We start from the raw sequence: 18,027 nt of genomic DNA on the forward strand, positions 1-18,027 counted from the left end.
GATGGACAGGGTCTGGTACGGCGGGGACTACAACCCGGAACAGTGGCCGAGCGAGGTCTGGGACGACGACGTGCGGCTCATGCAGCGTGCGGGCGTCACCGTCGCGACCGTCGGCGTGTTCTCGTGGGCGAAGCTCGAACCGTCCGACGGGCGGTTCACGTTCGACTGGCTCGACGACGTGCTCGACCGACTGCACGCCGGGGGCATCCGCGTCGACCTGGCCACCGCGACGGCCTCCCCGCCCCCGTGGCTGACGCTGGCGTACCCCGAGGTCCTACCGGTCACCGAGGACGGTGTCCGACTGTCGGTGGGGAGCCGCCAGCAGTACTCCCCCAGCTCCGCCGTCTACCGCCGGTACGCCGACCGGCTCGTGCGCGCGCTGGCCGAGCGGTACCGGGACCACCCGGCACTCGAGGCGTGGCACGTCAACAACGAGCTCGCCTGCCACGTGCCGGCCGACTACTCGGACGCGTCGGCTGCCGCCTTCCGCACCTGGTTGACGGCACGCTACGGCTCCGTCCCGGCGCTCAACGAGGCGTGGGGCACCGCGTTCTGGTCGCAGGCCTACGGCGCGTGGGACGAGGTGATGCCGCCGCGCGCGGCTCCGACCTTCCGCAATCCCACGCAGCTGCTCGACTGGGACCGGTTCTCGTCCGACGCCTGGCTCGGCGTGTACCGGGCCGAGGCGGCGATCCTCCGCGAGGTCACGCCCGGCGTCCCGATCACGACGAACTTCATGGGGTTCTACAAGCCCTCGGACTACTGGGCCTGGGCTCGCGAGGTCGACTTCGTCTCGGACGACCACTACGTCGACCCCGCGGACCCCGCCGCGCCCGCGACCGCGGCGATGACCCGGGACCTCATGCGCTCGCTCGGCGGCGGCGCCCCGTGGATCCTCATGGAACAGGCGACGAGCGCGGTGAACTGGCGGACGCGCAACGCGGCGATCCCGCCCGGCTGGCACCGCACCCTGTCGCTCCAGGCCGTCGCCCGTGGCGCGGACGGCGTCATGCAGTTCCAGTGGCGGCAGTCGCGCGCGGGCGCCGAGAAGTTCCACTCGGCGATGGTCCCCCACGGCGGCGAGGACACGCGGGTGTTCCGCGAGACCGTCGAGCTCGGAGCCGACCTCGCCGACCTGGCCGACGTGGTCGGCACGCGCCTCGACGCCGACGTCGCGATCGTGCTCGACTGGGACAGCTGGTGGGCGCTCGAGCAGGAGGCCACGCCGGCGTCGCTCCGGTACCTGCCGATCATCGCGCGGTGGTACCGCTCGCTCTGGGATCGCGGCGTGCTCGTCGACTTCGTGCGACCCGACGGCGACCTCGACGCCTACCGGGTCGTCATCGCCCCGGCGCTGCACGTGCTGCCCGACGCGGCGCAGCGGACCCTGTCAGCGTTCGTCGAGGGCGGTGGGACGCTCGTCGTGGGCTACCAGTCCGGCATCCTCGACCAGGACCTCCACGTCCACCTCGGCGGGTACCTCGGTGCGCTCCGCGACGTCCTCGGCCTGTGGATCGAGGAGTTCGTGCCACCCGCCGAGCCGTGGGCGACCGGCGGCCCGGTGCCGGCCCTCCAGATCGCCGGTCTCGGGGCGGGCACCGCCCGCGAGTGGGGTGAGGTCGTCCGGCCGACGGGTGCTGAGATCGAGGCGACGTTCGTCGGCGGGGCGCTCGACGGCCTCCCGGCGATCACGCGGAACGCGCACGGCGACGGCACGGCCTGGTACGTCGCGACCGCTCCGGACGACCTGCGGGCCGTGCTCGACGCGGTGCTCGCGGACACGGGCGTCGCGCCGGTCGTGGCCGACCTGCCCGCGGGCGTCGAGGCCGTCGCGCGGGGCGCCCACCTGTTCCTGCTCAACCACGGCGACCGGTCGGTCGACGTCCACGGCACCCACCTCGAGCCGCACGGTGCCGCCGTGGTCGGCCGGGAGGCGGTGCCCGGCCGACCGGAGCCGGTCGCCTCCGCCTCGGCCTGATGCGCGCGTGGTGGTGCCGGCCGTCCGGTCGGCGCCACCACCTCCGCCCGCTGGACGACCGCTCACCGCCTGCCGGTCCCGCGACACGCTCCTTGACCGATCACCCCGGGTCCGCATTCAATGACCCCATGACCGGTCCTGTGCCCGAGCGACGGCCCGGCGCGCCCGTCGCCGCCCTGGTGCTCGCGATCCTGCTGACGCTCACGGGATGCACCGCCGCGACCACCCGGGCATCCGGAGGCGAGCCCACGACTCCGTCCGCCGTCGCGCGCGACCCGTTGGCGACGTGGAACGCCGCCGTCGAGGACCGGGTGCACGCGCCGGCCCGGTGGGTGGCGGTCGGGGACTCCCTGAGCGAGGGGCAGGGCGCCTCCACCCGCTCCGACCGGTGGCTCGACCTGACCCTCGCCGCCCTGCGCGAGGCGCACCCGACGGAGGGTGCGGCCGGAGGAGCGGGATACCTGCCCGCCGAGTTCGCCGTGTACGGCCCGGACTCGACGTGGGGCGACTGGGCCAGCGCCACCACGGGGTCGACCAGCTTCGACGACAGCGTTCCCGACCTCGGGTACCGCGCGGTGCGGATGCTCCCCGGATCGTCGCGCACGTACACGTTCACCGGGACCGGCGTCGACATCTGGTGGACCCGCTACCCCGGATCCGGGTCCTTCACCTACCGGGTGGACTCCTCGTCCCCCGTGCAGGTCGACACCGACGGCGCCGCGAGCACCGGCACGATGGCGAAGGTGGACGGGCTGACCGCCGGGAAGCACACCGTGACCGTCTCGGCGCTCGGGACGGTCGACCTCGAGGGCTTCACCGTCTACGACGGCGATCGCGACCGGGGCGTCACCCTGCTCGACGCGACGCACTCCGGCGCGACCGTCGGCCTGTTCACGAAGGACGAGGCCGGGTTCCTCGGGGCGATGCGGCGTGCTGCTCCCGACCTCGTCACGATCACCCTGGGCGGCAACGACGCCAAGAGCCTGACCGCGGACCAGTTGCTGCCGGACTACGAACGCTTCGTTCGGGCGCTGCGGCGGTTGCCGTCCAAGCCGTCCGTCCTGGTGATCGGCGAGTTCGCGCCCGGTCCGTCCATGCAGGCGCAGCTGCGGGAGCCGTGGTCCGCCTACCGGGACGTCGCGAAGCGGGTCGCGGCGGCGACCGGCTCGGCGTACGTCAGCATCGCGGACGCGTTCCCCGGCGACCTCGCGTCGCGCCCCGGCATCTCGCCGACCGACGACCTGCACCCGGACGACCGGGGTCAACGGACGATCAGCCGTGCCGTGCTCCGCGCGCTCCGTGACGGAGCACGGTGACGGTTGCCGTGCTCGCCGACGCCGGAGCCTGAGCGGCGGGTCGTCGGCGTGCCCTACGCTCAGGAGCGTCCGCACGACGCCGTGCGTGCCGAGCACAGCGAGGGGAACCGTGAACGCGTCGACGACGACCGGGCTGCGGGGCTGGTCCGCGCTCCTCGCGCCGACGGATCGCCGGCACCTCGCGGCCGCCGGACTCGTCGCGCGGATCCCGCTCGCCGTCGTCGGCTTCAGCGTCCTGTTCTTCGTCCGCTCGGTGACCGGGTCGTTCGCCGACGCCGGGTTCGCCTCGGGGGTGGCGATCGCTGCCAGCGCACTCACCGGGCCGGTGTTCGGCCGCGTCGCCGACCGTCGTGGGCAGCGCGGAGCACTCCTGGTCGCCGCCGTGGGGCACCCGGTCGCGGTCGTGCTCCTCGTCGCCGCCGGCACCACGCGCCAGTCCCTGGTGGTCCTCACCGTGGCGGTGCTCCTCGTCGGCGCGACGATCGTGCCGGCCGGGGCGTTCACCCGCGCGCGATGGACGGCGATGGTCGGTGCCGGCAGCGGGATCCACCTGGCGTTCTCGCTCGAGGCGATCGCGGACGAGCTCGTCTGGGTCTTCGGGCCGGCCCTCGCGGCCCTCGTCTCGGCGGCGGTGGACCCGGCCGCAGGGCTGATGGCGTCGGGCGTGTTCGGCGCCGCGGGGTGCCTGTGGCTCCGGCGCGGGGTCGGGCGCGGACCGACCGGGGGCGTCAGCGTGACACGCCGCGCGTTCGTCCCGTGGCGCTCCCGACGCGTGATGGCGTTGTTGGTCTCGAGCGTGGCACTGGGTCTGACCTTCGGGGTCAACGACGTCACGGTCGTCGCGTGGGCGACGGAAGCGGGCCTCCCGCAGATCGCCGGTCTCGTGCTCACCGCGTACTCGATCGGCAGCGTGACCGGTGGTGTCCTCATGAGCGCCGTGCCGTCGCGGGTCCCGCCCTTCCGCCTGCTGCTCGCGGCTTCCGCGGCCGTCGCGGTGTTCTGGAGCGCGCTCGCACTGTCCCCCGGGCTCGGCTGGCTGTTCCCCCTCGGACTGTTCGCGGGCGCGACGATCACACCGTTCACGATCTCCACCAACCGGGTGCTCCACCAGGAGGTCCACGGCGCGGTGTTCACCGAGGCGGTGGCCTGGGTGAGCGCGTGCGTCGCCGGCGCGATGGCACTGGGGTCGTTCGTGGGCGGCGTCGTCGGTCAGGCCGGCGGGGACGGATTCCGCGTCGTCGCGATCTCGGCGCCGGCCGTGTTGGTGGTCATCGCCGTCGCCACCGTGCTGCCGCCACGGCGTCAGCCGGGGTAGGTGCTCGCCGTGGCCGCAGGTCCTCCCTGCGCGCCACCGGACGCGGATCAGTCGCGGTGCAGCACGGCCTCCAGCTGCTCGACGACGAGGTCGGGCCGGGTCAGGAACGGGTGGTGACCGGTCGGGAGATCCACGGCGCGGGTGGCGCGAGCGGCGTGGGACCGCTGCAACGCGACGGTCGTGCTCCGGTCCTCCTGGCAGACGAGGTAGGTCGACTCGACGCCCTGCCACCCGGCGGTGCTCGTCGGTGTGACGAAGGCCGCGGCCGCCTGGGCCGTCCGCCGCTCCCACGCCTGGCGTTGCACCGTCTCGTCGGCGTCCTGGAGGAACCGGGCGCCGAACGACGCCGCGTCGTAGCCGGACAGGTGGACGGTCCCGTCACCGCCGTCGCCGATCGTGACGGGGTCCGGTTCGCCGCTCATGACGCCGCCCTGCGTCTGGCCGACGTCCGGCAGGTACGACGACACGAGCACCAGGTGGGCGACGGCGGGGTGGCTCCCGGCCTCGGCGATGACGGTCCCACCGTAGGAGTGGCCGACGACGATCGCCGCGTCGAGGCCGTCGAGCACGCCGCGGAGCGCGGCGGCGTCGGCGACGAGTCCCCCCGCCACGTCGTCAGGCGCGGTCTCACCGCACGAGGGCAGGGCGACCGCCGTGCTGCGGACGCCGGTGCGCTCGCGGAGCAGCTCCGCCGTGGGGCCCCACCACCACGAGCCGTCGCGCACGAGCGCGCCGTGGACGAAGACGAGTTCCATCGGGGGTCCCTCCTTGCCGTGCGCGACCTGCGCACGTCGACCGTACGGCGGATCCGGCGTCAGCGGCGGTACGCCGTCCGGCGTCGTCCGAGGAGCACCGACACCGCGGCGCCGAGCGCGACCATGAACCGCGACTCGGTGGGCTTCGCCGGCTCCACGGCGCGTACGGGTGCACGCGCTGCGATGTCGTGGAGGTTGTTGCGCTTGCTGCCGTCCCAGTTCGCGAACAGGTACGCCCCACCGAGGACCGAGAGGGTCCGGACCGGTGCGCGCCGCCAATCGGTCGCTTCGACGTAGTAGCCGGAGTGTCCCGCCTGGATGTTGCGGATGACCGCGTCGGCGTCCACGACGCCGGTCGACGTCACGACGGCGGTGATGCCCGTGCGGTCACGGGTCACGAATTCGATGCGATGGTGGGTCACGATGCGCTCAGGGGTTCGATGCCACGCCTGACCGCGGGGACGCGCCACGGCGACCAGGCTCTTCTACCGGAATCGCCATTGCTTCCACCGTCAGGATACGGGGAACCGACTGGGAACGGTGCACGGGACGGTCACCGCCCGGATCAGTGGAAGGGACAGCGCGCACCGGTCCCGCTCGGCCGCACCCGGACGCCCGACCGGGGCTTCGTCGGCATGCGACGGCGGTCGACGTCGAGTCCGGTGGCGAGGACCGTCACGCGGGGATCGCTCAGCGCCGCGACGGCCGCCGCGAGCCCGGCGATGGCGAGCTTCTCCCCGGGGCAGCGATGGCCACCGGTCACCGATGCGCCACCGTGCGGGACGAACGCGGGGAGCGCTTCGTAGTCGTCGACGCCGACGAACCGCTCCGGGTCGAACACGTCGGGCCGCTCCCACGAGCGGTCGTCGGTGTCCGTGCCGAGGATGTCGAGCACCAGTCGACCGCCCGCCGGCACCCGCGCGCCGTCGATCTCGACGTCCTGCACGGCGCGCGCCGGGAGCATCGGCACGAACGGCGCCGTCCGACGGATCTCCTGCGCGAACGCGGTCGCGAGCGGACCGCCGACCAGCGAGCCGCGCGCCGCGGTCTCGTCGGCGATCCGCGTCCGCCAGTCCGGGCGGTCGTGCAGCGCCGCCGCGGCGAATGCGGCGAACCGCGCGACCGCGATCATCGGACGGAAGCTGTTCTGCAGCTCCACGCCGGCGGTGCGCGACGAGAGCAGCGCGCCCTGGCGGTCGCGGTGCCACGCCCACTCGTACAGGGCCGTGCCGGCAGCCGGGTCGAGTCGGCCGCTCCGGACGGCCTCGACGAGGCGCCGCGCGTGTCGGTCCGACCACAGCCGGTTCCGGACCGCGAGCAGGTACTCGGGCGAGTACGGCACGCCGAAGCCGTCGACGATCTGCGCGAGCCGTGCGGCCCACCGGGTCCTCGCCTCGTCCGTGCCCGGGAGGCCCGCCCACCGCATGCTCGCCCGTCCGTACGCGCCGACCGCGGCCCGGTACGCCGACCGCTCACCACCGGCGATCCACGCCGCGAGTTCTGCCCGCCACTCCCGCTCGAACAGGGGCGAGAGCCGCTCGACCTGGGCGTCCTCGTACGCGACGTCGACGAAGGTCGCCTTGCGGTGCCGGTGGTCGTCGCCGTCGAGACCGTGCACGGATCCCGGGCCGAACAGGGTCAGCCGGACGACGGCGGGCATCGCTCCGTGGCGACGGACCAGGCGTTCGTCGTAGAACGCCGCGACGCCCTCCGCCCCGCGGACGAGCAGTGCCCGGTTCCCGAGCAGGCGCATGGGGACGGATCGTGCCCCGGCGTCCGCGCGCCGCCAGATGTGCGCGCCGAAGCCGTAGCCGCGGGTCAGGAGGCCGATCGTGTCGTCACGGAGGACGTTGCGCGACGCCGTGGTGGATGCCATCGGTCCATCGTGCCGGGCCGGGTCTGCTCGGCTCCCAGGGGCGACGCCGGAGCTGTTCAGCGTTGATCGAGCAGCGCGAGGACCGTGACCGCGATGTCGTCTGGTCGCCGCACGGAGGTGTCGATCAGCACGTCCGCGGGGATCGACGGCAGGAGTCCCCGGAAGCGCCGGTGGGCCTCGTGGTGGAACGCGGCCACGCGGGACCGTCCTCGGGTGGCATCGGCGGCGGCACGACCGAACGTGACCTCCACCGGCGCGTCGAGGACCACCCAGGTCGGCGTGACCCCTGGTGGCAACGGTCGGGTGAGGGCGTCCCGTTCCTCGGCCGAGAACACGGGGCCGACGGCGATCACGACGTCGACCGCCGAGCGCATCCAGGAGGCGACGAGGGCACCGTGGGCCTCGTGCGCCGCGGCCCAGAGTCCAGAGTCGGCCGCTCCCCCGGCGACCATCGCGGCCACGTCGTCGACGTCGACGACCACGACGGTCCGCCCCCGGGCGCGGAGCAGGCGAGCGAGGGCGTCGGCGGTCGTGTCCTTCCCGACCGCGAGTGGACCGGTGACGACCAGGAGGTCCGGCATGCTCCCACGCTACGGCGTTCCGACACGCTGCGGCCGAGCACTACCGACGGGGCGTCGTCACCGATCCCCGGTGCTGCAGGGTCGGCGGGATGCGCGACGCCTCCGGTGTCCCCCCGTCGAGGATCTCGAGCAACATCGCGAAGGACGTCCGGGCCATCTCGCCCGACGGCAGGTCCACGTTCGACACGGGCGGCACGCAGTGCTCGGCATCGGCGTCGGGCGCGAGAGCGGTCACGGAGACGTCCCGCGGCACGTGGCGCCCGAGCTCGCGGAGCCGGTCGAGCACGGTCGGGAGCGCCGTCTCGTTGTGGACGACGAGCCCGGTGATGTCCGGGTCGAGCGCGAAGAGCCGTTCGAGCGACTCCGCGACGTCCGCCCGGGAGCCCCCGGTCGACACCCACGTGGCGGTGCCGCCCGCGTCGCGCACGGTCCGCAGCATGGCGTCCCGCGCGGTGACCGCGAACCCGAGGCCGCGGTCGAAGGTCTCGACCGCGTGTCCGACGTAGCCGATGTGGCGGTGGCCCTGGTCCATGAGGTTCGTCGCCTCGAGCGCCCCGGCAGCGGCGAAGTCGAAGTCGATCGACGGCAGGGTGACCGGCGGCCCCGGGGTGCCGAGCACGACGGTCGGGAACCCGAGCTGCTCGAGCAGGGCGACGCGGGCGTCCTCCGTCTCGACCTCCATGAGGATCACGCCGTCGACGAGCGAGCCCGCGGTCACCTCGCGGATCGCCTGGACCCCGTCCTCGGTGCTGAGGAGCAGCACGTGCTTGCCCTCCTGCCGGGCGGCGCTGAGGATGCTCAGGACGAACTCCATCTGCACACGCACCTGCGACTCCGGGCGGAGCGGGAGCGCGAGCGCGACCACGTTGGTGCGCCGCCGTCGGATCGACCGCGCGCCGGCGTGTGGGATGAACCCGAGTGCGTCGATGCTCGCCTCGACCCGCCGCCGGGTCTCCGCGGAGATCGGTCGGTTCCCGCTGAGCACGTACGACACGGTGCTCGTCGACACGCCCGCGTGCCGGGCGACGTCGGCGATGCGCTGCACTGGCACGGTGGGCCCTCTCTCTCCGCCCGGACCCGGACCGCGACGCGGTCGAACCCATTCGACGATAGCGCGGACGAGCCCCACGCGATGCCCTGGAACGCGCGCGTGTCATCGTCGAATTGTTTCGACGATTCTCTTGTGCTCGCTCCGGACGTGCAATAGCGTGACCGCCGTTGAGTGACGAAGGAGTTACGAGATGAGCAGTGTCGACGGCACGATCCGGGTCGCGATGATCGGACACGGGTTCATGGGCGCCGCCCATTCCCAGGCATGGCGCACGGCGCCGGTGGTCGCGGACCTGCCGCGTTCGGTGCGTCGATCCGTCGTCGTCGGCCGCGACGCCGCCCGTGCCGCGGCCGCCGCGGACCGCCTCGGGTGGGAGTCGAGCGCCACCGACTGGCGCGACGTCATCGCCCGCGACGACATCGACCTCGTCGACATCTGCACGCCGGGGTCCTCCCACGCCGAGATCGCGGTCGCCGCGCTCGAGGCGGGCAAGCACGTGCTGTGCGAGAAGCCCCTGGCCAACAGCGTCGCGGAGGCGGAGCGCATGGCCGCGGCCGCCGCCACGGCCGCGGACCACGGGGTCGTCGCGATGGTCGGCTTCAGCTACCGTCGCGTCCCCGCGCTCCGGTTGGCCCACGACCTCGTCCGGGCCGGGAGGATCGGGGACGTCCGCCAGGTGCGCGCCACCTACGACCAGGACTGGCTCGCCGACCCCGACGGACCGATGACCTGGCGCCTCGACCAGGAGCAGGCCGGCAGCGGCGCCCTCGGCGACATCGGAGCCCACGCGATCGACGCCGTCGAGTACGTGACCGGAGCGGCGGTGGAGCGGGTGTCCGGTCTCCTGCACACCTTCACGACCGAACGACCGGTGATGACGGAGGCCGTCGGTCTCGGAGGCCGCTCCGCCGCCGACGCCCCGCGGCGCCCGGTGACCGTGGACGACCTCGCCCTCATCACGGCGCGGCTGTCCGACGGCTCGATCGGCCAGTTCGGCGCCTCGCGCGTCGCGAGTGGTCGGAAGAACGCGCTCCGCATCGAGATCAGCGGCACGACCGGTGCGGTGGCGTTCGACCTCGAGCGGCTCAACGAGCTCGCCTTCCACGACGCCACCCTGCCGGAGACCGAACAGGGCTTCCGTCAGGTCCTCGTCACCGACCCCGGCCACCCCTGGGTCGACATGTGGTGGCCGGCGGGGCACGTCCTCGGGTGGGAGCACGCGTTCACCCATCAGGTCGTCGACCTCGTCGCCGCCATCGCCGACGGCACCCGTCCCGAGCCGTCCTTCGCGGACGGCCTCCACGTTCAGCGCGTCCTCGACGCCGTCGCACGCAGTGCCGACGCCGACGGCAGCTGGGCCGACGTCCCCGCGGACTCCGCGGCCGACGTCCTCACCTGACCCGTCCCTCCCGACCGGCCCAGACCGACACAGCACGACCCGCCCGGCGACGAGCGCCGGGCCGGGCGCTCGACCACGCCCGCGCACCCGCGACCGGGCGCAGCACGACCCTCGCGCAGCCGCGAGGTCCCATCCAGGAAGCGAGCACCGCAATGAAGCGCAGCAGCAGCACATCCGTCCCCACCCGGGCGCGACGACGAGCCACCCTCGTCGGAGCGGCCGCCATCGCCACCACCATCCCGCTCGTCCTCGGCGGCTGTGCCACCGGCTCGAGCCCCGCCGCGAGCAGTGTGAAGAGCATCAGCGTGCTCGACTACTACAACCAGGGCAACGACAAGGTCGTCATCGGCAAGACGCTCAAGCAGTGCGGCAAGCAGATCGGCGTCACGATCAACCGCAACGTCGTTCCGGGTGCGAACCTCGTCCAGAAGGTCCTGCAGCAGGCGTCGTCGAGGACGCTGCCGGACGTGCTCATGCTCGACAACCCCGACCTGCAGCAGATCGCGGCGAGCGGTGCCCTCGCCCCGCTCAAGGACTACGGGATCTCGTCCAAGGGGTACGCCAAGGGCGTCGTGTCGGCCGGCACGTACAAGGGGAAGCTCTACGGGCTCGCCCCCACCGTGAACACGATCGCGCTCATGTACAACAAGAAGGACCTCAGCGACGCGGGCGTCCAGGTCCCCACCACGTGGGCCGAGCTGAAGACCGCCGCCGCCAAGCTGACGTCGGGATCGCAGTACGGTCTGGCGTTCGACGCCAACGCCACGTACGAGGGCTCGTGGCAGTTCCTGCCGTTCATGTGGTCGAACGGCGGTGACGAGAAGCACCTCGACACCAAGGGCACCCAGGGTGCGTTGCAGCTCTGGACCGACATGGTCAAGAGCGGCTCGGTGTCGAAGGGCGCGCTCAACTGGACACAGGCCGACGTGAACGACCAGTTCATCGCGGGCAAGACCGCGATGATGATCAACGGCCCGTGGCAGATCCCGGCCCTCAAGGCGAGCGGCATCGACTACGGCATCGCGAAGATCCCGGTGCCGAAGGCCGGCGACGACTCGGTCGCTCCGCTCGGCGGCGAGGTCTGGACCGTGCCGCAGACCGGTGACAGCGCCAAGCAGAAGGTCGCGGCGAAGGTCGTCAAGTGCCTCAACAGCGCGAAGAACCAGCTGTCCATGGCGAAGCAGCGGTACACGATCCCCTCGCGCACCGCGGTGGCGAAGCGGTTCGGCCAGCAGGTGCCGTCGGAGCAGGTGTTCGTCGACATGGTCGCGACGGCCCGGGCCCGCACGGGTGAGCTCGGCGCGAAGTGGCCGGCCGCCGCGACGAAGATCTACACCGCGATCCAGTCGGCGCTCACCGGGCAGTCGTCGCCCGCGGACGCGCTCAAGGACGCGGCGAACAGCTGATGACGGTCGACACCGCCGGCGTGCGGAGCCGGGCGACGGGGACGGGGGGCGGCTCCGAGCGGGACCGCCGCCCCGCGCCGGGGCCCCGGCGCGGCGCCGGGAGCCTCCGCCGCGAACGGGTGTTCCGGCTGCTGTTCCTCGCACCCGCCGTGGTCTACATGCTGTTGTTCTTCGGCTACCCCGTGGTCAAGAACATCGTCATGAGCTTCCAGGACTACACGACGACGACGTTCTTCACCGGGAGCGCCCCGTTCATCGGGCTCCGCAACTACGTCAGCGTCATCAGCGCGCACTACTTCGGCACCGCGCTGCTCAACACCGCCCTGTTCACGGTGATCTCCATCGTCGGGCAGTTCGTGCTCGGGCTCCTCATCGCGCTGTTCTTCAAGCGGTCGTTCCCGCTGAACGGTCTGCTCCGGTCGCTCCTGCTCCTGCCGTGGCTCCTGCCCCTCATCGTCTCGAGCGCGGTGTGGAAGTGGATCCTCGACCAGGACAGCGGCGTGCTCAACCAGGTGTTGCAGGGCCTGCACGTCGTCGCGGGGCCGGTCCCCTGGTTGACGAGCACGTCCATCGCGCTGCTCACGGTGATCGGCGTGAACATCTGGATCGGGATCCCGTTCAACACGACGATCCTGTACAGCGGTCTCCAGGACATCCCCGAGGAGCTGTACGAAGCCGGCTCCCTCGACGGTGCCACGGGCTGGAAGGCGTTCCGGCACATCACCTGGCCGATGCTCCGTCCGGTCGTCAGCGTCGTGCTCGTGCTCGGCGTCGTCTACACGATCAAGGTGCTCGACATCATCCTCGGGCTCACGAACGGCGGCCCGGCCAACTCCACCCAGACGATCGCCACCCAGTCGTACCAGCTGTCGTTCCAGCAGTTCAGCTTCGGCAAGGGCGCAGCGCTCAGCGACATCCTCATCGTCATCTCGGCGGTGTTCGCGGTCGTCTACCTGCGCGCCACGAGGAGGGCGATCGATGAGTGACCACGTCGTGGCACCGGACCAGGTGCTCACCGCCCCGACCCGCTCGCGGGCCGCCAGAGGGGCGACCACCCGCCGGACCGCCGCCGACGCGGGGCGGCCGCGCCGGGCCTCCCGGAAGTGGATCCTGACCGTCATCGGGATCCTGATCCTGTGCGTCATGTTGTTCCCGGTCTACTGGATGCTCAACATCTCGCTCCAGCCCGCCGGACCCGCGATCGACGCCGCGTGGTTCCCGTTCCACGCCCAGTTCTCCGGGTACGCGCACGCGCTCGCCGACCAGGGCGGGAACCTCGTGACGAGCCTGCTCATCGCGGCGGGGAGCGTCGTCCTCAGCCTGCTCATCGCCGCCCCGGCCTCGTACGCGCTGGCGCAGCTCCGGATCCGGGGCGCGGACACGATCCTCTTCGGGATCCTCATCGCGCAGATGATCCCCGGGATCGTCGTCGCGAACGCCCTCTACACCGCCTACAACCAGCTCGGGCTCCTCAACTCGGTGCTCGGCCTGGTGCTCGCGGACTCGACCGCGGGGATCCCGTTCGCGATCATCGTCATGCGCGCGTTCATGGCCGGGATCCCGACGTCGATCATCGAGGCGGCGAAGATCGACGGCGCCGGCAACGTCCGGGCGTTCACCGCGGTCGTGCTGCCCATCAGCGTGAACGCGCTCGTCACCGCGGCGCTGTTCACCTTCCTGTTCACGTGGAGCGACTTCCTGTTCGCCCTGACGCTGACGACCACCCAGAAGATCCGGCCGATCACCCTCGGCATCTACCAGTACATCGGCACGTACACCGCCGACTGGAGCACGGTCATGGCGACCGCGGTCCTGGCCTCCCTGCCCGCGATCATCCTGCTCGTCATCGCGCAGCGGTTCATCGCGGCGGGCGCCACCGGCGGTGCGGTCAAGTGACCGCCGCGCACCACGACACCACACCACCACGAGCAACGGAGCAACCGTGACCGACACCACCACCCCCATCCGCGTCGTCGTCTGGGGCGAGAACCGCCACGAACAGGTCGAGCAGCACGTCGCCGACCGCTACCCGGACGGCATGCACGGCGCGATCGCCGCCGGCATCACGAACTGGCTCGGCGACGCCGCGTCGGTGACGACGCACGTGTTCGACGAGCCCGAGCACGGCCTGACCGAGGAGGTCCTCGAGCAGACCGACGTGCTCACCTGGTGGGGCCACGCCGCACACGCCGAGGTCGACGACGAGGTGGTGGACCGCGTGCACCGGCACGTCCTCGCCGGGATGGGCCTCATCGTGCTGCACTCCGGCCACTGGTCCAAGATCTTCGGCAAGCTCATGGGCACCACCTGCACGCTCCGGTGGCGCAGCGAGCACGACCGCGAGCTCGTCTGGACGGTGAACCCGCAGCACCCGATCACCCGCGGCATCCCGAACCCGATCGTCATCCCCGAGCAGGAGATGTACGGCGAGTACTTCGACGTCCCCACGCCGGACGAGCTCGTGTTCATCAGCGGGTTCAGCGGCGGTGAGGTGTTCCGGAGCGGCATGACGTACCGCCGGGGCTTCGGCAAGGTGTTCTACTTCAGCCCCGGGGACCAGGACTTCCCCGTCTACCACCAGCCCGACGTGACCCACGTCATCGCGAACGCGGTCGAGTGGGCCCGTCCGGAGCGCGAGCGCGCGACGCCGACCCTGCTCCGGTACGACACGGACGACTTCTTCAACGGCAAGAGCTACCAGGGAGCGATCGAGGCATGACCGAGACCATCGACGCGGACCGCCCGGTCCGCATCCTGCAGGTCGGCGCGGGCGGCATGGGGCAGGCGTGGCTGCGGAACGTCGTGGCCAGTGCCGACGTCGAGCTCGTCGGCATCGTCGACCTCGTCCCCGAGACCGCGCGCGCCGGTGCCGAGCTCGTCGCCGCCGCCGGCGGCGGGACGGTGCCGACGGGTGCCGTGCTCGCCGACATGGTCCGGGAGGTCCGTCCCGACGCGGTCCTCGACGTCACGATCCCCCGCGCCCACCACCCGGTCACCACCGAGGCGCTGTTCCTCGGTCTGCCGGTGCTCGGCGAGAAGCCCGTGGCCGCCTCGGTCGCCGAGGGCCTGTCGCTCGCCGCGGCCGCCGAGTGCACGGGCGAGCTGTTCATGGTGAGTCAGTCCCGCCGGTACAACGACCACCTGACGCACCTCCGTGCCCTCACCGCCGAGCTCGGCGACGTCGGCGTCGTGACCCACACCTTCGCGAAGGCCCCGCACTTCGGGGGGTTCCGCGACGTGATGGACCACCCGCTGCTCCTCGACATGGCGATCCACCCCTTCGACGCGGTCCGCGCCCTGCTCGGACGCGATCCCGTGTCGGTGTACTGCGAGGCGTTCAACCCCTCGTGGAGCTGGTACCGGGGCGATGCCGCGGCGAGCGCCGTGTTCTCGTTCGAGGACGGCGTGCGGTTCGTCTACTCGGGCAGCTGGTGTGCCGCCGGCGCCGAGACGTCCTGGAACGGCGACTGGCGGGTGAGTGCCGCCGGGGGCACCGCGCTCTGGGACGGCGACGCGGCGCCGTGGGCCGAGCGCGCCGACGGGTCGCCACTCGTCGTCGACCCGCCGACGAGCACCCCACCGGAGATCGCCGGGTCGCTCGCGGAGTTCGTCACCGCGCTGCGGACCGGACGGCGTCCGCAGGGCGAGGTGCACGAGAACGTCGTCAGCCTCGCCATGGTCGAGGCGGCCGTCGAGTCGGCCGCCACGGGCCTCCCGGTCCGCATCGACGACGTGCTCGGCCGCGCGCTCACCACCGCGATCGCCGACGAACAGCGGGACGACGTGCGCGAACGGCTCCGGTCGTGGCCGTCCGTCCGGGAGGCCCTGGCCGCGCCCGCGGCGGAGGTCGCCTCGTGAGCGCCGCAGCCGGCACCCGCCCGGTCACGCTGTTCACCGGTCAGTGGGCCGACCTGCCGTTCGAGGAGGTGGCGCGCCTGGCCGGCGAGTGGGGGTTCGACGGTCTGGAGATCGCCTGCTGGGGGGACCACCTCGACGTCCGCCGCGCCGCGTCCGACCCGGAGTACGTCGCCGAGCGGAAGGCCGTGCTCGAGCGGAACGGGCTCGAGGTCCGGGCGATCGCCAACCACCTGGTCGGGCAGGCCGTGTGCGACGACCCGATCGACGCGCGGCACGAGGACATCCTGCCGCCGCACGTCTGGGGCGACGGTGACCCCGAGGGCGTCCGCCAGCGGGCTGCTCGCGAGATGCAGGACACCGCGCGGGCGGCCGCGGCACTCGGCGCCCGCACCGTGACCGGGTTCTCCGGGTCGGCGATCTGGAAGACCGTGGCGGGGTTCCCGCCGGTGCCCCCGGGCATGGTCGACGCCGGGTACCAGGACTTCCACGACCGGTTCGCGCCCATCCTCGACGTGTTCGAGGAGGTCGGGGTGCGGTTCGCGCTCGAGGTCCACCCGTCGGAGATCGCGTACGACTACTGGACCGCGAAGCGGACGCTCGAGGTGTTCGCCGACCGGCCCGCGTTCGGCTTCAACTTCGACCCGTCGCACTTCGTGTGGCAGGACCTGGACCCGGCCGCGTTCCTGCTCGACTTCGCCGACCGGGTGTACCACGTGCACTGCAAGGAGTCGGTCAAGCAACTCGACGGACGCAACGGCCGGTTGGCGTCGCACCTGCCGTGGGGCGATCCACGTCGCGGTTGGGACTTCGTGACCGCCGGGCACGGGGACGTGCCGTGGGAGCGGGTCTTCCGGGTGCTCAACGCGATCGGGTACGACGGCCCGACGAGCGTCGAGTGGGAGGACGCGGGCATGGACCGGCTCGTCGGGGGGCCGGAGGCGCTCGCGTTCGTCCGGGCACTCGGGCGGATCGCGCCGCCGGACGCCGCGTTCGACGCGGCGTTCTCGCGCTCGCGGTGACCGGGGTCAGCGGACGCCGCGGGGCGCTGCCGGTGCATGCTGGCGCGACGCGTCAGCGCGTCCAGGGGTCCTCGGGCCGCGATCCGGCACGGAACCCGAACGACTCCACCATGAGCACGGCCTCGGGGAAGTGCGCGGCGACCGCCTCGGGGACGTGTGCGTCGCTGCCGAACGTCACCGCTCGGCCGCCCTCCTCGCTCCACCACTGCGGCACCCACGACCAGAGCCGTCGGGTGTTCATCTCGAGCGCCCGACCCGACTCGGCGATGGCGCGCATCGCGGCGCGGAAGCCCTCCTCGAAGCGTCGGGGGTCGAACGGTCCCGCCGTCGCGGTCGGCCAGGCGCGCACCGCGTAGTCGATGTGCGTGAACACGGCGAAGGCGTCGGACCCCGCGACCATGCGGGGGACCTCCTCGAGGTACGCCCACATGACCTCGTCCGCGGGTCGGTGGTGGTACAGCGTCGTCGGTTCGGTGCGGTCGTCGCCGAAGGGGAGCATGTGCAGCGACCCGTTCACGCGATCGATCGCGCCGGTGTCGAGGACCGTGGCAGCCGCCTCCCCCCAGAGGTGCGGCTGGCCGAACTCGACGCCGGTGAGGATCCGCAGTCCGGGGAACGCGGATCGGCACCGGTCGATCGACTCGAGGTACCCGTCGAGGTCGAACGACGGCAGGTGGACGATGCCGTCGTCGCCGACGAGCGCCCCGGCGTACGGTCCCAAGTCGCCGTCGTCGACGCGCCACGTGTCCTCGAGGTCGAGGTGTTCGGTGAACACGATGGCCGGGAGCCCGACCCGGACCGCCTGCTCGCACGTGCGCACCATCCGCCCCGGCGACGCCGGGTCCGATCCGCTGTCCCAGGACCACTCGCTGTGGACGTGCCCGTCCCCGGGGAGCGTCACGGCGCCACCACCGCCTCGAACGGACCGTACGTGGTCAGCACGTTGCCCTTGCTCGTGACCTCGCTCCGGAGCAGCCGCAGGCGGAGCGGGGGGTCGGTGGGTTCGAACAGGCGGCGTCCGGCGCCCGCGACGGCGGGGTGGATCATGAGTTGGAGTTCGTCGAGCAGGCCCGCGAACACGAGCTGACGGACGACCGAGATGCTGCCGCAGACCGCGACGTCCCCGCCGTCCCCCGCGCGGAGCTCGCGGACGACGTCGAGCAGGTCGCCTTCGATGAGGGTGCTGTGCTCCCACGCCAGATCCGGTCCGAGGGTGCGCGAGACGACGAGCTTCTCGATCGGGTTGATGAACCGGGCGAACGGGTCCTCCGTGTGGGCGGGCCACCACGTCGCCCATTCCTCGTAGGACGTCCTGCCGAGGAGCACCGTCGACGTCGCCGCCATGAACCGGCCCATCCCGGCACCGAGTTCGTCGTCGAACGAGTCGTACTGGAACCGGAACGGGTCCTGGACGACGCCGTCCACGGACGTGAAGAGACCACTCGTGACCGTGCGCATGCGGCAGAAGCTAGT

At 72.4% G+C, this 18,027-nt stretch carries 17 protein-coding genes; 10 read left to right on the plus strand and 7 right to left on the minus strand.

Translation table 11 applies throughout. The features are described 5' to 3' along the window. Position 1 precedes the first annotated feature (1 nt). The 3 genes from DEI86_RS00880 (at position 2) to DEI86_RS00890 (ending at position 4,609) form a co-directional block, all read left to right on the plus strand. Positions 2-1,978, plus strand: coding sequence for a beta-galactosidase (locus tag DEI86_RS00880; protein ID WP_111048571.1), 1,977 nt, complete (start codon positions 2-4; stop codon positions 1,976-1,978). A gap of 128 nt (positions 1,979-2,106) precedes the next feature. Continuing rightward, positions 2,107-3,294 carry a GDSL-type esterase/lipase family protein gene (locus DEI86_RS00885; RefSeq protein WP_181439666.1) on the plus strand — a complete coding sequence of 396 codons (1,188 nt, stop codon included), beginning with the start codon at positions 2,107-2,109 and terminating at the stop codon, positions 3,292-3,294. A 109-nt stretch (positions 3,295-3,403) separates the two neighbouring features. Continuing rightward, positions 3,404-4,609: an MFS transporter gene (locus DEI86_RS00890; protein ID WP_111048573.1), complete on the plus strand. Its 1,206-nt coding sequence runs from the start codon at positions 3,404-3,406 to the stop codon at positions 4,607-4,609. Between the two features lie 47 nt (positions 4,610-4,656). On the opposite strand, the gene DEI86_RS00895 is transcribed toward DEI86_RS00890, so the two are convergent. The 5 genes from DEI86_RS00895 to DEI86_RS00915 all read right to left on the minus strand — a co-directional run bounded on the left by DEI86_RS00895 (position 4,657) and on the right by DEI86_RS00915 (position 8,872). Continuing rightward, the gene (locus DEI86_RS00895; RefSeq protein ID WP_111048574.1) at positions 4,657-5,364 is read right to left on the minus strand and encodes an alpha/beta hydrolase; all 708 of its coding nucleotides are present in this window, start codon (positions 5,362-5,364) and stop codon (positions 4,657-4,659) included. Positions 5,365-5,423: 59 nt separating this feature from the next. Further along, on the minus strand, positions 5,424-5,762 hold the full coding sequence (locus tag DEI86_RS00900; RefSeq protein WP_146244841.1) for a hypothetical protein: 339 nt from the start codon (positions 5,760-5,762) through the stop codon (positions 5,424-5,426). A 167-nt stretch (positions 5,763-5,929) separates the two neighbouring features. Continuing rightward, entirely contained in the window at positions 5,930-7,240 is a 1,311-nt protein-coding gene (locus DEI86_RS00905; RefSeq protein ID WP_111048575.1) for a cytochrome P450, read from the minus strand. Positions 7,241-7,296: 56 nt separating this feature from the next. Beyond that, a complete protein-coding gene (locus DEI86_RS00910) occupies positions 7,297-7,821 on the minus strand; it encodes an AAA family ATPase (protein WP_111048576.1) in 525 nt (174 codons plus the stop codon). Positions 7,822-7,861: 40 nt separating this feature from the next. Further along, positions 7,862-8,872, minus strand: coding sequence for a LacI family DNA-binding transcriptional regulator (locus DEI86_RS00915; protein WP_111048577.1), 1,011 nt, complete (start codon positions 8,870-8,872; stop codon positions 7,862-7,864). A 190-nt stretch (positions 8,873-9,062) separates the two neighbouring features. On the opposite strand from DEI86_RS00915, the gene DEI86_RS00920 reads away from it, so the two are divergent. The 7 genes from DEI86_RS00920 (at position 9,063) to DEI86_RS00950 (ending at position 16,554) form a co-directional block, all read left to right on the plus strand. Then, the gene (locus tag DEI86_RS00920; RefSeq protein ID WP_258376428.1) at positions 9,063-10,271 is read left to right on the plus strand and encodes a Gfo/Idh/MocA family protein; all 1,209 of its coding nucleotides are present in this window, start codon (positions 9,063-9,065) and stop codon (positions 10,269-10,271) included. 152 nt (positions 10,272-10,423) lie between these two features. Continuing rightward, positions 10,424-11,677, plus strand: coding sequence for a sugar ABC transporter substrate-binding protein (locus DEI86_RS00925; protein ID WP_111008738.1), 1,254 nt, complete (start codon positions 10,424-10,426; stop codon positions 11,675-11,677). Then, a complete protein-coding gene (locus DEI86_RS00930) occupies positions 11,677-12,663 on the plus strand; it encodes a carbohydrate ABC transporter permease (protein WP_111008737.1) in 987 nt (328 codons plus the stop codon). Before DEI86_RS00925 ends, DEI86_RS00930 begins: the two co-directional genes overlap by 1 nt. Next, the gene (locus DEI86_RS00935) at positions 12,656-13,573 is read left to right on the plus strand and encodes a carbohydrate ABC transporter permease (protein WP_111048578.1); all 918 of its coding nucleotides are present in this window, start codon (positions 12,656-12,658) and stop codon (positions 13,571-13,573) included. The genes DEI86_RS00930 and DEI86_RS00935 overlap by 8 nt, the downstream gene beginning before the upstream one ends. A gap of 46 nt (positions 13,574-13,619) precedes the next feature. Next, positions 13,620-14,396, plus strand: coding sequence for a ThuA domain-containing protein (locus DEI86_RS00940; RefSeq protein WP_111036353.1), 777 nt, complete (start codon positions 13,620-13,622; stop codon positions 14,394-14,396). Continuing rightward, positions 14,393-15,535, plus strand: a complete 1,143-nt coding sequence (locus tag DEI86_RS00945; RefSeq protein ID WP_111048579.1) for a Gfo/Idh/MocA family protein — start codon at positions 14,393-14,395, stop codon at positions 15,533-15,535. The genes DEI86_RS00940 and DEI86_RS00945 overlap by 4 nt, the downstream gene beginning before the upstream one ends. Continuing rightward, positions 15,532-16,554: a sugar phosphate isomerase/epimerase gene (locus tag DEI86_RS00950; RefSeq protein WP_111048723.1), complete on the plus strand. Its 1,023-nt coding sequence runs from the start codon at positions 15,532-15,534 to the stop codon at positions 16,552-16,554. The genes DEI86_RS00945 and DEI86_RS00950 overlap by 4 nt, the downstream gene beginning before the upstream one ends. Before the next feature lie 52 nt (positions 16,555-16,606). On the opposite strand, the gene DEI86_RS00955 is transcribed toward DEI86_RS00950, so the two are convergent. Both DEI86_RS00955 and DEI86_RS00960 read right to left on the minus strand, forming a co-directional pair. Continuing rightward, positions 16,607-17,455 carry a PHP domain-containing protein gene (locus DEI86_RS00955; RefSeq protein ID WP_111025948.1) on the minus strand — a complete coding sequence of 283 codons (849 nt, stop codon included), beginning with the start codon at positions 17,453-17,455 and terminating at the stop codon, positions 16,607-16,609. Next, positions 17,452-18,012, minus strand: coding sequence for a dihydrofolate reductase family protein (locus DEI86_RS00960; protein WP_111048580.1), 561 nt, complete (start codon positions 18,010-18,012; stop codon positions 17,452-17,454). The genes DEI86_RS00955 and DEI86_RS00960 overlap by 4 nt, the downstream gene beginning before the upstream one ends. Positions 18,013-18,027: the final 15 nt, after the last annotated feature.

Origin of the sequence: Curtobacterium sp. MCBD17_028 (assembly GCF_003234875.1) — a bacterium.
Classification (GTDB): Bacteria; Actinomycetota; Actinomycetes; order Actinomycetales; family Microbacteriaceae; genus Curtobacterium.

Bases quoted from the DNA above. Each gene is read 5' to 3' on its own strand.
- DEI86_RS00880 (WP_111048571.1), top strand. From the start codon at position 2: ATGGACAGGGTCTGGTACGGCGGGGACTACAACCCGGAACAGTGGCCG.
- DEI86_RS00885 (WP_181439666.1), top strand. From the start codon at position 2,107: ATGACCGGTCCTGTGCCCGAGCGACGGCCCGGCGCGCCCGTCGCCGCC.
- DEI86_RS00895 (WP_111048574.1), bottom strand. From the start codon at position 5,364: ATGGAACTCGTCTTCGTCCACGGCGCGCTCGTGCGCGACGGCTCGTGG.
- DEI86_RS00905 (WP_111048575.1), bottom strand. From the start codon at position 7,240: ATGGCATCCACCACGGCGTCGCGCAACGTCCTCCGTGACGACACGATC.
- DEI86_RS00910 (WP_111048576.1), bottom strand. From the start codon at position 7,821: ATGCCGGACCTCCTGGTCGTCACCGGTCCACTCGCGGTCGGGAAGGAC.
- DEI86_RS00920 (WP_258376428.1), top strand. From the start codon at position 9,063: ATGAGCAGTGTCGACGGCACGATCCGGGTCGCGATGATCGGACACGGG.
- DEI86_RS00925 (WP_111008738.1), top strand. From the start codon at position 10,424: ATGAAGCGCAGCAGCAGCACATCCGTCCCCACCCGGGCGCGACGACGA.
- DEI86_RS00930 (WP_111008737.1), top strand. From the start codon at position 11,677: ATGACGGTCGACACCGCCGGCGTGCGGAGCCGGGCGACGGGGACGGGG.
- DEI86_RS00935 (WP_111048578.1), top strand. From the start codon at position 12,656: ATGAGTGACCACGTCGTGGCACCGGACCAGGTGCTCACCGCCCCGACC.
- DEI86_RS00945 (WP_111048579.1), top strand. From the start codon at position 14,393: ATGACCGAGACCATCGACGCGGACCGCCCGGTCCGCATCCTGCAGGTC.
- DEI86_RS00960 (WP_111048580.1), bottom strand. From the start codon at position 18,012: ATGCGCACGGTCACGAGTGGTCTCTTCACGTCCGTGGACGGCGTCGTC.